This is a genomic window from Kitasatospora sp. NPDC094019, assembly GCF_044764505.1.
In the GTDB taxonomy this organism is placed as follows: Bacteria; Actinomycetota; Actinomycetes; order Streptomycetales; family Streptomycetaceae; genus Kitasatospora.
This window is the reverse complement of record NZ_JBIWIF010000025.1, coordinates 37184-52086: the sequence shown is the minus strand read 5'-3', so window position 1 is coordinate 52086 and position 14903 is coordinate 37184. Positions and strand designations below refer to the sequence as shown.

Here is a 14903-nt window from a genome sequence, read left to right as displayed (position 1 = left end):
GGGGCCGCCGGACTTCCTCGAACCCGGGTGGAGACCGTCCGTGGACCGGCCGGATACCCTTGGGGACGACGACCGTACTCAGACCGATGCCGTAGAGGACCCGCGACGACGTGTTCGACACCCTTTCCGATCGCCTCGCAGCGACGTTCAAGAACCTCCGGGGCAAGGGCCGCCTGAGCGAGGCGGACATCGACGCCACCGCCCGCGAGATCCGCATCGCGCTGTTGGAGGCGGATGTCGCGCTGCCGGTCGTCCGGGCCTTCATCAAGCAGGTGAAGGATCGCGCGCTCGGCTCCGAGGTCTCCGGCGCGCTGAACCCCGCCCAGCAGATCATCAAGATCGTCAACGAGGAGCTCGTCGCCATTCTCGGCGGCGAGACCCGCCGGGTGCGGTTCGCCAAGAGCGGCCCGACGGTGATCATGCTGGCCGGCCTCCAGGGTGCCGGTAAGACCACCCTCGCGGGCAAGCTCGGCCACTGGCTGAAGCAGCAGAAGCACACCCCGCTGCTGGTCGCCTGCGACCTCCAGCGCCCCAACGCCGTCAACCAGCTGCAGGTCGTCGCCGAGCGCGCGGGCGTCGCGTTCTACGGGCCGCAGCCGGGCAACGGCGTCGGCGACCCGGTCCAGGTGGCCCGGGACTCGATCGAGTACGCCAAGCAGAAGCAGTACGACGTCGTCATCGTCGACACCGCCGGCCGCCTCGGGATCGACGCCGAGCTGATGCGGCAGGCCGCCGACATCCGGGCCGCGGTGAACCCGGACGAGGTCCTGTTCGTCGTCGACGCCATGATCGGCCAGGACGCGGTCACCACCGCGCAGGCGTTCCTCGACGGTGTCGACTTCACCGGCGTGGTGCTCTCCAAGCTCGACGGCGACGCCCGCGGCGGTGCCGCGCTCTCGGTCGCGCACGTCACCGGCCGCCAGATCATGTTCGCCTCCAACGGCGAGAAGGTCGACGAGTTCGACGCCTTCCACCCGGACCGGATGGCCTCGCGCATCCTGGGCATGGGTGACGTCCTCTCGCTGATCGAGAAGGCCGAGCAGACCTTCTCGCAGGCCGAGGCCGAGAAGATCGCCGCCAAGCTGCGCGGCGGCCCGAAGGCGTTCACGCTGGACGACTTCCTGTCGCAGCTGGAGCAGGTCCAGAAGATGGGCTCGATCTCCAAGCTGCTGGGCATGCTGCCCGGGATGGGTCAGATCCGCGACCAGATCAACAACATCGACGACAAGGACGTCAACCGCGTCGGCGCCATCATCAAGTCGATGACCCCGACCGAGCGGGCCGAGCCGGAGCTGATCAACGGCTCGCGCCGGGCCCGCATCGCCAAGGGTTCGGGCGTCCAGGTCGGCGAGGTGAAGAACCTGGTCGAGCGGTTCTTCGAGGCCCGCAAGATGATGTCGGCGATGGCCTCCGGCAAGGGCATGCCCGGTATGCCGGGTATCCCGGGCATGGGCGGCGGCGGCAAGAAGAGCACCAAGAAGGCCCCGGCCGCCAAGGGCAAGCGCAAGAGCGGCAACCCGCTGAAGCGGGCGCAGGAGGAGGCCGCGGCCGCCGAGCGCCGCGCGCTCGGCCCCGGTGCCGACCAGGCGCCCGCCCAGGGCGGCGCGTTCGGCCTCGGCGCGGGCAAGGGTCCGGCCGACTTCGAACTGCCCAAGGAGTTCAAGGACCTGCTGTAGTCCTGCCCCGGTCCTGTCCCCGGTCCCGCTGTCCGCGGGTCCCGGGCCGAACGGCCCACCGCCCGGTCCTCCCGGGCGGTGGGCCGTTCGCATGCCCGATGGTCATCCGAGATGATGGTCCGATGCGAGTGACGATCAGGGCCCCGCGGGCCGGGGACGAGGTGGCGTACGCCGAGGCGGTCCGTCGGTCCGCCGAGCACATCGGCCGGTGGAACCCGGTCGAGCCGGACGCGCTGCCGGACCTGCTGGAGCGGCAGGGGCCGGGTCTGCGGACCTTCCTGATCGTCGACCTGGAGACCGGGGGACTGGTCGGCAAGGTCAATGTCGCCAACATCGTGATGGGCCGCTTCTGCAACGGCTCGCTGGGCTACGACTCGTACCTGCCGTTCGCCGGCACCGGGCGGATGACCGAGGGCCTGCGGCTGGTGCTGGACACCTGCTTCGCCGGGCACCCGGAGGCCGGGCTGGGGCTGCACCGGCTGGAGATCAACGTCCAGCCGGACAACGGGCGGTCGATCGCGCTCGCCAAGCGGCTGGGCTTCCGGCACGAGGGGTTCACACCGCGGATGCTGTTCCTCCAGGGGGCCTGGCGGGACCACGAGCGGTTCGCGCTGACCGCCGAGGAGTGGCCCGGGTCGGCCGCGGCGGACGAACGGGGCTGACGGCTGACGGCGGGTACTGGCCGGCGGGCGCTGGGCGGCGGGTCGGGCGTCGGGGTCGGGTCGGGCGGGGCCGCGCGGCGTTGACGGTGGGGCGCGGCGTTGCGGTTGGAGGCGCCGAGCAGATGTCCGTATTGTCCGACAGGTGACCGATCCCGTGCCGCCGCGCCAGACCCCCGACCAGCCATGGCGTTCCGAGGGGGCCCCGCCCCCGCCACCGCCGCGCCGCAAGATGCCCGGCGGCTGGATGGGCCTCGTCCTGACCGCGCTCGTGGTGTTCCTGATCAGCGATCTGCTGCTGTCCTTCTTCGGCCCCGGCGGCGCCACCACGATCTCCTACACCGAGTTCAACAACCAGCTCAACAAGGGCAACATCACCAAGATCTACTCCAAGGGCGACGCGATCGAGGGCACCCTCAAGAACGCCGAGCCGAAGCCGGACGGCGGCAAGGGGACGTACACCGAGTTCGACACCCAGCGGCCGGTCTTCGCCGGGGACAACCTCTGGACCACCCTCCAGCAGCAGGGCGTCGAGGTCACCGCGTCGCCGGTCGTCCAGCAGCGCAGCTTCCTCGCCAACCTGCTGATCTCGCTGGCCCCGATGCTGCTGCTGATCCTGGTCTGGGTGCTGCTCGCCCGCCGGATGGCCGCCGGCGGCCTCGGCGGCGGCCCCCTCGGCCGCAAGGCCCCGCCCAAGCCGGTCACCGCCGAGGCCGGCCGGCGCACCACCTTCGCCGACGTGGCCGGCATCGACGAGGTCGAGGCCGAACTCAGCGAGGTGGTCGACTTCCTGAAGAACCCGCAGCAGTACCGCCGGCTCGGCGCCAAGATGCCGCGCGGCGTCCTGCTCAGCGGCCCGCCCGGCACCGGCAAGACCCTGCTCGCCCGGGCCGTCGCGGGCGAGGCGGACGTGCCGTTCTTCTCGGCCTCCGCCTCCGAGTTCATCGAGATGATCGTCGGTGTCGGCGCCAGCCGGGTGCGCGAACTCTTCGCCGAGGCCCGCAAGGTCGCCCCGGCGATCGTCTTCATCGACGAGATCGACACCATCGGCCGGCAGCGCGGAAGCGGCGGCGGGATGGGCGGCCACGACGAGCGCGAGCAGACGCTCAACCAGATCCTCACCGAGATGGACGGCTTCAGCGGCTCCGAGGGCGTCATCGTCATCGCCGCCACCAACCGGGCGGACGTGCTCGACCCGGCCCTGCTGCGCCCCGGCCGGTTCGACCGGCGGATCACCGTCAGCCCGCCGGACCGCGACGGCCGCGCGGCGATCCTGCGGATCCACTCCCGGCACGTCCCGCTGGCCGGGGACGCCGACCTCGTCCAACTGGCCAAGGCGACCCCCGGCATGACCGGCGCCGAACTGGCCAACCTGGTGAACGAGGCCGCGCTGCTGGCGGTCAAGCGCCGCCAGGACGCGGTGAACGGGCGCGACCTCTCGGACGCGCTGGAGAAGGTCCAGCTGGGTGCCGTCCGGCCGCTGGTGATGCCGCAGAGCGAACGCGAGCGGACGGCGTACCACGAGAGCGGCCACGCCCTGCTCGGCATGCTCCAGCCGGGCGCGGACCCGGTCCGCAAGATCACCATCGTGCCGCGCGGCCGCGCCCTCGGGGTCACCCTGTCCACCCCGGAGACCGACCGGTACTCCTACACCGAGCCCTACCTGCGCGGCCGGATCATCGGCGCGCTCGGTGGGATGGCGGCCGAGCAGGTGGTCTACGGGGTCATCACCACCGGGGCGGAGAGCGACCTGGAGCAGGTCACCTCGATCGCCCGCGGCATGGCCGGCCGGTGGGGCATGAGCGAGCGGGTCGGCCGGCTCACCGCGGTGCCGTCCGACCCGCAGGGGGCGTACGGGCTCTCCGCCGCGCCGACCACGCTGGACGCGGTGGACGAGGAGGCCCGGCGGATCGTCGCGGAGTGCTACGAGGACGCGTTGCGGCTGCTGACCGAGCAGCGGGAGCGGCTGGACGCGCTGGCGGCCGCGCTGCTGGAGGCCGAGACGCTGGACGAGGAGGCGGCCTACCGGGCGGCGGGGGTGCCCCGGAAGACGCTCGACCAGGTCTGAGCCGACGGTCGGCCCCGGAAACGCCGGGCGGGTGCCGGGTCGGGTGCCGGGTCGGGTGCCCGCGTCGGCACCGGGTGCGGAGGGGCGTGCGTCAGTGCGACGCGCGCCCCTCCGTCGTTGCCGCGCTTCGGTCGGCGGGGCCACCGGGCCCTGTCGGGCGTCGCCGGCGCCGTTGCCGCACGGTCACGGTCGTGGTCGCCGTCAGCGGGGGCGTTCGGCGATCAGGTAGCGGAAGACGTTCGCCATCCGCACCGTCCCGTCCGGCCGCAGGTACGGCTGCAGCGCCTCCTCCAGCTCCTTCGCGACCAGCGGCGCCCCGGAGAACTCCGCCGCCGCCTCGTACAGCCCGGTGGAGAGCAACCCGCGCACGGCGCTGTCCAGGTCCGGGTAGGCGAACGGGCAGCCGACCCGGCCGCCGCCGACCGGGCGCAGGCCCGTTCCGGCCAGCAGGTCCTCCAGTGCCCCGGGCGGGCTCAGCTCGAACGGGTCGCGCGCCCCGCTGCGCCGGGCCATCCGCCGGGCGACGTCCAGGACGGCCGCGCTCTCGCAGCGTTCCCGCGGCCCCCAGGCGGCCAGCACCACGTGCCCGCCGGGCAGGACCAGCCGGGCCGCCGCCGCGACCGTCCGGCGGGGTTCGCCCGCCGGCGGCGGCTGCTCGAAAACGGTGACCAGCGAATAGGCCGAGCGGGCGACGTCCGGGGCCGGCCGGTGGCCCGCGCCGACCCGCAGGCCGCGTCCGCCGGCCAGCGCGCGCAGCTCGCCGTCCCGCTCCAGCCCGGCCACCTGGGCGCCCCGGCCGGCCGCCAGCAGCAGGGCCAGGCCGGAGCGGCAGCCCAGCCCGAGCACGCTGGTCGCCGGACCCACCTCCAGCCGGTCGTGGACGGCCTCGTAGAGCGGTACCAGCATCCGCTCCTGGATCTCCGCCCAGTCCCTGGCCCGGGCGTTGGCCTGCCCGGTGCCGGCGGGTCGTGCGGTCGTGCCGGTCAACCCAGCTGAAGCCATCGCGGCCTCCCATCCGGTCCCTCGACGTGCTGCTCCGAACCCCCCTCGACGTCCCGCCCCACTCCAGCGAACAGCGGCTCGGGCGCGGCGTCCAGAGGGGTGCGGGGTGGTGCGCGCGTGTCGGGGGCGTGCGCCCCGGTGCGGGAGACCGAGGGCGGGTTCCGGACGGCGGCCCGGAACGGATTCGAAGTCGGGGGCCCGCTCCCCGTACGATTCGCCCATGGCTAAGGCACCCGTTCTCACCCCCCAGGCGGAAGACTTCCCGCGCTGGTACCAGGACCTCATCAACAAGGCCGAGCTGGCCGACAACGGTCCGGTGCGCGGCACCATGGTCATCCGACCGTACGGCTACGGCCTGTGGGAGCGGATGCAGCAGGAGATGGACGCCCGGATCAAGAAGGCGGGTGCCCAGAACGCCTACTTCCCGATGTTCATCCCGCAGTCCTACCTGACCAAGGAGGCCGAGCACGTCGAGGGCTTCGCCCCCGAGCTCGCGGTGGTCACGCACGGCGGCGGCAAGCAGCTGGACGAGCCGGTCGTGGTCCGGCCGACCTCCGAGACCATCATCAACGAGTACTTCTCGAAGTGGGTGCAGAGCCACCGGGACCTCCCCCTGCTGATCAACCAGTGGGCCAACGTGGTCCGTTGGGAGCTGCGGCCGCGCGTCTTCCTGCGCACCACCGAGTTCCTCTGGCAGGAGGGCCACACCGCCCACGCCACCTACGAGGACGCGCGCGAGTACGCCTCGATGATCCACACCCAGGTCTACGGCGACTTCATGACCAACGTGCTCGGCATCGACGTCGTGCTCGGCCGCAAGACCGCCAAGGAGCGCTTCGCGGGCGCCATCAACACCCTCACGCTCGAAGGCATGATGGGCGACGGCAAGGCGCTGCAGATGGGTACCAGCCACGAGCTGGGCCAGAACTTCGCCAAGGCGTTCAACACCACGTACCAGCTGCAGGGCGCGGAGCGCGAGCACGTCTGGCAGACGTCCTGGGGCGTCTCGACCCGCATGGTCGGCGGTCTGATCATGTCCCACGGTGACGACAACGGTCTGCGCGTACCGCCGCGGCTCGCCGCCGTCCAGGCCGTCGTGCTCGCCATCAAGGGCGACGACGCGGTGATCGCCAAGGTCCGTGAGATCGGCGCCGCGCTGGAGGCCGCCGGCATCCGCGTGGTCGTCGACGACCGCACCGACACCCCGTTCGGCCGCCGCGCGGTCGACTGGGAGCTCAAGGGCGTTCCGGTGCGGATCGAGGTCGGCCCGCGCGACCTGGAGAACGGTACGGCCATGCTGGCCCGCCGGATCCCGGGCGGCAAGGAGCCGGTCTCGATCGACTCGCTGGCGGCCACCCTCCCCGCTGTCCTGGAGGAGGACCAGGCGCTGCTGCTGCGTCAGTCGCGCGAGCGCCGCGAGTCCCGCACGGTGGACGTGAAGAACCTGGACGAGGCCGTCGAGGCCGCCGCCACCGGCTGGGGCCGCATCTCCTGGGCCGAGCTGGGTCCGGAGGGCGAGGCCAAGCTGGCCGAGCAGGGCGTCTCGGTGCGCTGCATCGTGGCCGCCGACGGTTCGGTGCCGCAGACGGACGACCAGGACGGCAACATCGCGATCGTCGCGCGCGCCTACTGACCGTTCGGTGGTTTCCGGAGCGGCTTCCGCGGCGCTGTCCGCGGTGGCTTCCGGCGCGGCTTACGGGGTGTCTTCCCGTGCGCGAAGGATGCTGCCGTAAAACGATGGCAGACGACGCGTTCTGACGGTTCTCGACCCGGCCGACAGGAAATTCGAACGTCCGATGAGCGGTGTTGTTCCACGGACGTCTCACCTGTCGACATCCCTACTGGTCGGTCAACTGCCGGTATTAACGGAATAGCGGTACGGTGTACGGCCCGTGGCCCTGTCAACTCGACAGGACCGCGGGCCGTACGTCCTGGGGGCGACAGCCCGCCCCTGGACGGAATTGACGAGGCGCCCGTCGAGCCCGACGGGTCGGAACCTGTAGGGGGTTGGTCTTGCGTCAGATCCGGAACGCGCATTTCGCGCGAGGTCGCACATTCCTGAGAGTTTCCTGGGAAATCCCGGGGAACGGGAACACGCGGAACATCAGCTCCTACTCCATCGTTGGTCTAGCGTGAGCACGACACAGCCCCTCGTTCTCGCGGCCGAACTGGCCGCCGCCTGGAGTGACATCCAGGCCCATCACCAGGACCTCCCCGACCTCGCCTCGCCCGAGGCGCTGATCGGCGAGTCCTCCTCGGCCTGTGGCACCCGGCTCGGTTTCGAGCGGCTGCTCCACGAGGCTGCCCACGGTCTGGCCGCGGCCCGGGACATCCGGGACACCTCGCGCGCCGGCCGCTACCACAACCGGCGCTTCCTGCTCCTGGCCTCCGAGCTGGGCCTGGCGCACCCGGTCGAACCGCACGCCAGTAGCGGCTTCTCCCAGGTGACCATGCTCAAGGAGACCCGGGAGCGGTACGCCGAGACCATCGAACGCCTGGATCGCGCCCTCGGCGCGCACCAGGAGGCGGTGGCCGGCGAGGGTGCCTCGCGCGCCTTCCGCGGCCCGGCGGCCCGGCACGGCTCCTCCGGGGGCGGCGTCCGGGTGAAGGCGGTCTGCGGCTGCGGGCGCAACGTCCGGGTCGTTCCTTCGGTGCTCGCCCAGGCGTCCATCGTCTGCGGCGCGTGCCAGCAGCCGTTCAAGATCGCGTAGCTCGGGTCGCAGAGCTCGGATCGCAAAGCCCAGGTCGCAAAAGCCCGGGCCGTGCGGCTCGGGTCGCGTGATCCGGATCAAGTGATCCGGGAAGTTCCGGTGCTCGGGGAGACCCGGGGGCCGGGGAACCGGGAGAGTCGGCCGGCGACTGTGCGGGCAGTGGTCCGGCCGTGATGACGGAAGGTGGCCGTCGGGGATCCGCAGGGGGTCTGCGGATGTCTACGGACGATCGGCCGAGGATCGGCGGGTGGTCCGGAGACGGTGCGCCGTGATCCGCCAGGGAGGTGCGCCGCGAAGGCGCACGTGTTGGGCTGACCGGGAGCGGGGGCTCCCGGTCGACCTGTTTTCGGGGGTTGGGCGCCCTTGTGGCAGAATGGACCGCTGAGTACCCGGCAGCCGGGCAGGACCCCTCTCTCCTACGGCTGGCGTGTCCCTTGGACGGCCCACCACGCAACCCCACGCGAGGGCAGGGCCGCTCACCCACGTCAACACCTGGAGAATCCACTCCCGTGGCAGTCAAGATCAAGCTGAAGCGTCTCGGCAAGATTCGCTCCCCGCACTACCGCATCATCGTCGCCGACGCCCGCACCAAGCGTGACGGCCGTGCGATCGAGGAGATCGGCCTCTACCAGCCGACCTACAACCCCTCGAAGATCGAGGTCGACAGCGACCGCGCCCAGTACTGGCTGTCCGTCGGCGCCCAGCCGACCGAGCCCGTGCTCGCGATCCTGAAGCTGACCGGCGACTGGCAGAAGTTCAAGGGCCTCCCGGCCCCGGCGCCGCTCCTGGTCGCCGAGCCCAAGGTCGAGGACTTCTCGCACCTGTTCGCGAAGGCCGTCGCCGGCTTCGAGGACGCCACCACCGGTGTCGCCATCACCCCGAAGGCCAAGAAGTCGGACAAGGCCGAGGCCGACGCCGACGCCGAGGTCTGAGCGTGATCGAGGACGCCCTCGACCACTTGGTGAAGGGCATCGTCGAGCACCCCGACGAAGTGCAGGTGCGCTCGCGCAACCTGCGTCGGGGCAACACCATCGAGGTGCGGGTGCACCCCGATGACCTCGGCAAGGTGATCGGCCGGGGCGGTCGTACGGCTCGTGCTCTGCGCACGGTCGTCGGCGCCCTCGGCGGTCGCAACGTCCGGGTCGACCTGGTCGACGTGGACAACATTCGCTGATCCGGCTGCTCGTTCAGCCGTCAGGGTTTCGAGGCCGGCCGGGACGCATGTCGTCCCGGCCGGCCTTCGCCGTTCCGGCGGCAGTTCCGCAACTCCGCAACTCCGCAGCACTCATCCAGGAGATCGATCACCGTGCAGCTCGTCGTCGGCAAGATCGGCCGCGCCCACGGCATCAAGGGGGACGTCAGCGTCGAGGTCCGCACCGACGAACCCGAGCTCCGGCTCGGGCCCGGTGCCGTCCTGTTCACCGACCCCGCCTCGGCGGGCCCGCTGACCGTCGAGTCCGGCAAGGTCCACAGCGGGCGGCTGCTGCTGCGGTTCGCCGGCGTCAAGGACCGCAACGCCGCCGAGGAACTGCGGGGCACACTGCTGATCGCCGAGGTGGACCCGGAGGAGCGTCCGGACGACCCGGAGGAGTACTACGACCACCAGCTGATCGGCCTGGACGTGGTCCTGCTCGACGGCACCCCGGTCGGTGAGCTCACCGAGGTGATCCATCTGCCGTACCAGGACCTGCTCACGGTGCGGAAGGCGGACGGGACGGACGTCCTGGTGCCCTTCGTCACCCGGATCGTGCCGACCATCGACCTGGAGAACCAGCGCGCGGTGATCGACCCGCCGGTCGGGCTGATCGACCTGGCGCAGGCCGAGGTCGCGGCCGGGGCCGACGGTGGCGACGTGGCCGGGAGCGATGGCGCTGACGGTGCCGGCGACGGCGACGGTGCTGACGCGGGTGGCGCGGAGGAGTCGCGGTGAGCGCGGAGGAAGCCGCGGCGGCCGTGACGGCGTCCGCGGCGGAGCCCGCCGGGTCGTCCGGGGAGGCGTCGGCGCAGGCGTCCGCCGGGTCGTCCGGGGAGGCGTCCGTGCGGCACGGGATGCGGATCGACGTCGTGTCGATCTTCCCCGAGTACCTGGAGCCACTGAACATCTCGCTGGTCGGCAAGGCCCGCGCCCGTGGTCAGCTCGACGTGCACGTCCACGATCTGCGGGGCTGGACGCACGACGTCCACCGGACCGTCGACGACAGCCCGTACGGCGGCGGCCCCGGCATGGTGATGAAGCCCGAGCCGTGGGGCGAGGCCCTGGACGCCGTGCTCGGCCAGGGTCCGGAGGGCGAGGTGCCGACTCTGGTCGTGCCCACCCCCAGCGGTCGGCCGTTCACCCAGGAGCTCGCGCAGGAGCTGGCCGGGCGGCCCTGGCTGGCGTTCACCCCGGCCCGGTACGAGGGCATCGACCGGCGGGTCATCGAGGAGGCGGCCACCCGGATGCCGGTGGTCGAGGCGTCGATCGGTGACTACGTACTGGCCGGCGGCGAGGTCGCGGTGCTGGTCATGGTCGAGGCGATCGCCCGGCTGCTGCCGGGCGTGCTCGGCAATGCCGAGTCCCACCGGGACGACTCCTTCGCCCCCGGGGCGATGGCCGACCTGCTGGAGGGGCCCGTCTACACCAAGCCCGCCGAGTGGCGCGGCCGCACGGTGCCGGACATCCTGCTGAGCGGCAACCACGGCAGGATCGCCCGCTGGCGCCGCGAGCAGGCGTTCGCCCGCACGCTGGCGAACCGCTCGGACCTGGTGGCGCGGTGGCGGCACGCGGACTTCGACAAGAAGGACCGCGAGGCGCTCAGCGTGCTCGGCCTGGCCTGGGACGAGCGGCTCGGCCGATTTCGGTCCGTGGCCGATGGTGTGGAAGAATAGGCCGCTGCTGTCTGTCGCTGGGCTCCTCCCGTAGGAGTCACGTGGTCCGGCGCCCCCGCCACGGGGGGCTCGTCGGCAACCGGTGCGGCCCGCAGCGAACCCCATTTGTGACGACTTCCGTGGGCGGCCCGTGGCGCCTGCGATGGAGAGCAACATGAGCAACAAGCTCGCTGCTGTCGACGCGGCCTCGCTGCGTAGCGACATTCCGGCCTTCCGCGCCGGTGACACCCTGAAGGTCCACGTCCGGGTCATCGAGGGCAACCGCTCCCGTGTCCAGGTCTTCCAGGGCGTCGTCATCCGCCGCCACGGCGCCGGCATCGGTGAGACCTTCACCGTTCGCAAGGTCAGCTTCAACGTCGGCGTCGAGCGCACCTTCCCGGTGCACACCCCGATCGTCGAGAAGATCGAGGTCGTGACCCGCGGTGCGGTTCGCCGCGCCAAGCTGTACTACCTGCGTGACCTCCGCGGCAAGGCCGCGAAGATCAAGGAGAAGCGCGACCGCTGATCCACCGGCCCCGGCACTGCCGGGGATCGGATCGCTCTGGGGGGCCGGGCTGCCGCACGGTAGGCTCAGCCCCCGATGAGCACGCACGAACCACCCGCGGACCGCGACGGCTGTCCCGCACCCACCGGTGCGGACTCGCCGACGCGGTCCGCGGTCGTTTCCGCGTCCAGGGCGGGGGAGACGGCCGACCGGGGCGCGCGGGGCGGCTCGGACACCGCGGGGCCGTCGGAACTCTCGGGTGGCGTCGACGGTGTTGACGGCTTCGCCGGTGGGGACGGCGTTGACGGTGCGAACGGTGCGAACGATGGGGGCGGTGCGGACGGCCCCGGGGCTTCGGAGGTCGCCCCGGGAGTGGGAGAGCGCGGGCGCTCGCGTTCGCGCGAACTGTTGCTGCTCACCGGTACCTGTCTGTTCGTGCTGCTGCTGGTGAACGCTTTCGTGGCGCGCCCGTTCTCGGTGCCCTCCGGGTCGATGGAGAACACCCTGCGCCCGGGTGACCGTCTGATCGTGAACAAGCTGTCCTACGCCTTCGGCGGCCACCCGCGCCGCGGCGACGTGATCGTTTTCGACGGCACCGGCTCCTTCGTGCGCAAGCCCCTCGAACCCCCCGGGATCCTGACCTCGCTGCGCTCCTTCGGCCGGGAGGTCGGACTGGTCCCGGCCGGTGACTCCGTCTACGTGAAGCGGGTCGTCGGCATCGGTGGCGATCGCGTCACCAGCGTCGGACCGGGGCACCCGATCACCGTCAACGGAGTGCCGGTCGACGAGTCCGGCCACCTCTTCCCGGGGGACGAGGCGTCCGGCGTGGCCTTCGACGTGGTGGTGCCGCCCGGCAAGCTCTGGGTGATGGGCGACCACCGCGGCGACTCCCGCGATTCCCGCGACCACCTCGGCGAACCGGGGGGCGGCTTCGTTCCGGAGTCCAAGGTGATCGGGCGGGCCGCCTGGGTGGTCTACCCGGTCGGACACTGGAGCGACCTGGACCGGCCGGACGCGTACGCCGCTGCGGAAAGGACGGGCGGCCATGGGGAGCAGGGGTAGGGGGCGGCTCGCCGACCGTCCGGACGCCGGCCCCGAGCCCTCGCTCGGCTCCGAGCCCTCGGCCGGGGCCTGGGCCGAGAAGGGGGCCGAGAACGGGACCGGCGCCGCGGCCGGGGGCGGGGCGGGGGAAGCCGTCGGACCGGTGGATCCGGCCGGGAGGGCCGACGGCCCGGTGGTGCGGGGCCGCGCCGAGCGCCGCCGCACCGCCCGCAGGGCGGCCCGGCGCCGCAGGCGCTCCCATCTGCGGGAGATTCCGCTGGTCGTCGTGGTCGCGTTGATCGTCGCGCTGGTGCTGAAGACCTTTCTGGTGCAGGTCTTCGTGATCCCCTCGGGATCGATGGAGCAGACGATCCTGATCGGGGACCGGGTACTGGTCGACAAGCTCACTCCCTGGTTCGGCGCCGAGCCGGAGCGCGGCGAGGTCGTGGTGTTCAAGGACCCGGGCGGCTGGCTGGAGAACCAGCACGGGGCGTCCACGGACGGTGTGCTCCTGCGGGGGGCCAAGCAGGTGCTGACCTTCGTCGGACTGCTGCCCTCCGACAGCGAGCAGGACCTCATCAAGCGGGTGATCGGGGTCGCTGGCGACACGGTCGAGTGCTGCGACGAGCAGGGCCGGATCCTTCTCAACGGCAAGCCCCTGGACGAGCCCTACCTCGCGGTGGGCAATCCGCCGTCGCGACAGCCGTTCAAGGTGAAGGTGCCGCCGGGGCGGCTCTGGGTGATGGGCGACCACCGGGACGTCTCGGCCGACTCCCGTTTCCATATGGGGAATCCGGGTCAGGGCACGATTCCGGTGAGCGGGGTGCTGGGGCGGGCGTTCATGATCGCTTGGCCGGTCGGCCGGGTTCATCAACTTGATGTGCCGGTTTCACTCTCCTCGGTGGCGCGCGGCCCGACGGGCCCCGGAACTGCGCCGAACCCGGTGGGTGTTGACCCGATCCCTGAGGAACCTCCGCTCGTTATGGGTGTGTTGGGCATCCTTCCGCTCGTCGGCCGCCGGGTGGGACGACCCGGCTCGTAGGCCCGACCGGGCCGGTGGACGGTCGGGACGCGCGCGTGGGACCGCGAGCCGGATGTCCGGGAGTGATAGAGAAGTGCTGGGTGCGGCCGTTTCGACGAGCCGCGCCCGAGGGCTGTACCGGTGTCGGACCCCCGCAGGGGCATTCCCGCCGAGCGCGGCCCTCGATGGAACGTGGTGCCCGCTGTGCGGCACTGTGAGCGCGGACGCGCAGGCGTCCGCACAGCAGGGAGGAGACGTTGTGGGGGATTTGGTGATCGGCGCCCGCTCGGGCGCCGGAGAGCCCGAGGGCTCCGGCGGCCGGGTGGACCGGTCCGCGGAGGCCGCGGCGCCTTCGGCCTCGGCCGAGGAAGCGGCGGACCGGTCCGCGGACGAACACGGTGACGGCACCGACGACGCCTCGAAGCCCACGTCGGACAGCGCGGAGCCGGCGGGCAGCACCGAGGAGCGTCCGGAGCGGAACGAGCGCAAGCCGCGGTCGTTCTGGAAGGAACTGCCGATCCTCATCGGCATCGCCCTTGTGCTGGCTCTCGTGATCAAGACGTTCTTCGTCCAGGCGTTCTCCATTCCGTCGGAGTCGATGCAGAACACGCTTCAGGTCGGTGACCGGGTCCTGGTGGACAAGCTCACCCCGTGGTTCGGCGCCGAGCCGGAGCGCGGCGAGGTCGTCGTGTTCCACGACCCGGGCGGCTGGCTGGCGGACGAGCCCACCAACGAGAGCAGCAACTCCTTCGTGCGTGGCGTCCAGAACGTGCTGAGCTTCGTCGGCCTGATGCCGTCCGACAACGAGAAGGACCTCATCAAGCGCGTCATCGCGGTCGGCGGGGACACCGTGGAGTGCGAGGGCGAGGGCCCGGTGAAGGTCAACGGGATCGCGCTCAACGAGCCCTACGTCTATGCCGGCAACACCCCCTGCGGGACCAAGCCCTTCGGTCCGGTGAAGGTGCCGGACGGTCGGATCTGGGTGATGGGCGACCACCGCGCGGACTCGCTCGACTCCCGCTTCCACATGGACCAGCCGGGCGGAGGCACCGTCCCGGTGGACGACGTCATCGGGCGTGCCTTCGTGGTGGCGTGGCCGATCAACCGCTGGTCGACGCTGCCGGTGCCGGACACCTTCGACCAGAAGGGGCTCGCGGCGGCGGCCCTGCCCGCCGTTCCGGCCGCGGCCGGTGCGGTGGGCGCCGTCGCCCTGCTCCCGCTGGTCCGCCGGCGGTGGAACGGGACGGACCGCGACGACCGGTCCTGACGACGACCGGGGGCGCCCGGGTCTTGCGCGGGCCGTGGTACCGACGAGTAATCTGCTCGGACGTGCCACGGCCCGCCGGGCTTTCGGCCCATGGCCCAGGCGTGTC

The 14903-nt window shown here is 71.9% G+C and carries 14 protein-coding genes; 13 read left to right on the top strand and 1 reads right to left on the bottom strand.

The window, feature by feature from the left end:
* Positions 1–110 precede the first annotated feature (110 nt).
* From ffh to ftsH, 3 genes are all read left to right on the top strand, one after another.
* Complete coding sequence (ffh, locus tag ACIQ9P_RS35425; protein WP_402365614.1) at positions 111–1676, top strand: signal recognition particle protein; 1566 nt, start codon at positions 111–113, stop codon at positions 1674–1676.
* A 122-nt stretch (positions 1677–1798) separates the two neighbouring features.
* Positions 1799–2338: a GNAT family N-acetyltransferase gene (locus ACIQ9P_RS35420; RefSeq protein WP_402365612.1), complete on the top strand. Its 540-nt coding sequence runs from the start codon at positions 1799–1801 to the stop codon at positions 2336–2338.
* 142 nt (positions 2339–2480) lie between these two features.
* On the top strand, positions 2481–4403 hold the full coding sequence (gene ftsH, locus ACIQ9P_RS35415; protein ID WP_402365610.1) for an ATP-dependent zinc metalloprotease FtsH: 1923 nt from the start codon (positions 2481–2483) through the stop codon (positions 4401–4403).
* Between the two features lie 201 nt (positions 4404–4604).
* On the opposite strand, the gene ACIQ9P_RS35410 is transcribed toward ftsH, so the two are convergent.
* Positions 4605–5405, bottom strand: a complete 801-nt coding sequence (locus ACIQ9P_RS35410; RefSeq protein ID WP_402365608.1) for a class I SAM-dependent methyltransferase — start codon at positions 5403–5405, stop codon at positions 4605–4607.
* A 220-nt stretch (positions 5406–5625) separates the two neighbouring features.
* Here ACIQ9P_RS35410 and proS point away from each other — a divergent pair, with 220 nt between their 5' ends.
* The 10 genes from proS to lepB (ACIQ9P_RS35360) all read left to right on the top strand — a co-directional run bounded on the left by proS (position 5626) and on the right by lepB (ACIQ9P_RS35360) (position 14797).
* Positions 5626–7038 (top strand): proline--tRNA ligase, encoded by a 1413-nt coding sequence (proS, locus tag ACIQ9P_RS35405; protein WP_402365606.1) that lies wholly within the window; start codon positions 5626–5628, stop codon positions 7036–7038.
* 499 nt (positions 7039–7537) lie between these two features.
* Positions 7538–8116, top strand: a complete 579-nt coding sequence (locus ACIQ9P_RS35400) for a hypothetical protein (RefSeq protein WP_376150643.1) — start codon at positions 7538–7540, stop codon at positions 8114–8116.
* 509 nt (positions 8117–8625) lie between these two features.
* Positions 8626–9048 (top strand): 30S ribosomal protein S16, encoded by a 423-nt coding sequence (rpsP, locus tag ACIQ9P_RS35395; protein ID WP_328955012.1) that lies wholly within the window; start codon positions 8626–8628, stop codon positions 9046–9048.
* Positions 9049–9050: 2 nt separating this feature from the next.
* Positions 9051–9290, top strand: a complete 240-nt coding sequence (locus tag ACIQ9P_RS35390) for an RNA-binding protein (RefSeq protein WP_030056773.1) — start codon at positions 9051–9053, stop codon at positions 9288–9290.
* Positions 9291–9422: 132 nt separating this feature from the next.
* Positions 9423–10046, top strand: a complete 624-nt coding sequence (rimM, locus tag ACIQ9P_RS35385; RefSeq protein WP_402365603.1) for a ribosome maturation factor RimM — start codon at positions 9423–9425, stop codon at positions 10044–10046.
* Positions 10047–10165: 119 nt separating this feature from the next.
* Entirely contained in the window at positions 10166–10984 is an 819-nt protein-coding gene (gene trmD, locus ACIQ9P_RS35380) for a tRNA (guanosine(37)-N1)-methyltransferase TrmD (RefSeq protein ID WP_402365685.1), read from the top strand.
* Between the two features lie 154 nt (positions 10985–11138).
* Positions 11139–11489 (top strand): 50S ribosomal protein L19, encoded by a 351-nt coding sequence (rplS, locus tag ACIQ9P_RS35375; protein WP_030396741.1) that lies wholly within the window; start codon positions 11139–11141, stop codon positions 11487–11489.
* A 351-nt stretch (positions 11490–11840) separates the two neighbouring features.
* Positions 11841–12530 carry a signal peptidase I gene (gene lepB / locus ACIQ9P_RS35370; RefSeq protein ID WP_402365601.1) on the top strand — a complete coding sequence of 230 codons (690 nt, stop codon included), beginning with the start codon at positions 11841–11843 and terminating at the stop codon, positions 12528–12530.
* A 142-nt stretch (positions 12531–12672) separates the two neighbouring features.
* Positions 12673–13551: a signal peptidase I gene (gene lepB, locus ACIQ9P_RS35365; RefSeq protein WP_402365599.1), complete on the top strand. Its 879-nt coding sequence runs from the start codon at positions 12673–12675 to the stop codon at positions 13549–13551.
* Positions 13552–13789: 238 nt separating this feature from the next.
* Positions 13790–14797, top strand: a complete 1008-nt coding sequence (gene lepB / locus ACIQ9P_RS35360; protein WP_402365597.1) for a signal peptidase I — start codon at positions 13790–13792, stop codon at positions 14795–14797.
* Positions 14798–14903 lie beyond the last annotated feature (106 nt).

Coding starts and splice junctions, on each gene's coding strand:
- trmD (WP_402365685.1), top strand. CDS start 10,166: ATGCGGATCGACGTCGTGTCGATCTTCCCCGAGTACCTGGAGCCACTG.
- proS (WP_402365606.1), top strand. CDS start 5,626: ATGGCTAAGGCACCCGTTCTCACCCCCCAGGCGGAAGACTTCCCGCGC.
- rplS (WP_030396741.1), top strand. CDS start 11,139: ATGAGCAACAAGCTCGCTGCTGTCGACGCGGCCTCGCTGCGTAGCGAC.
- ACIQ9P_RS35410 (WP_402365608.1), bottom strand. CDS start 5,405: ATGGCTTCAGCTGGGTTGACCGGCACGACCGCACGACCCGCCGGCACC.
- ACIQ9P_RS35420 (WP_402365612.1), top strand. CDS start 1,799: ATGCGAGTGACGATCAGGGCCCCGCGGGCCGGGGACGAGGTGGCGTAC.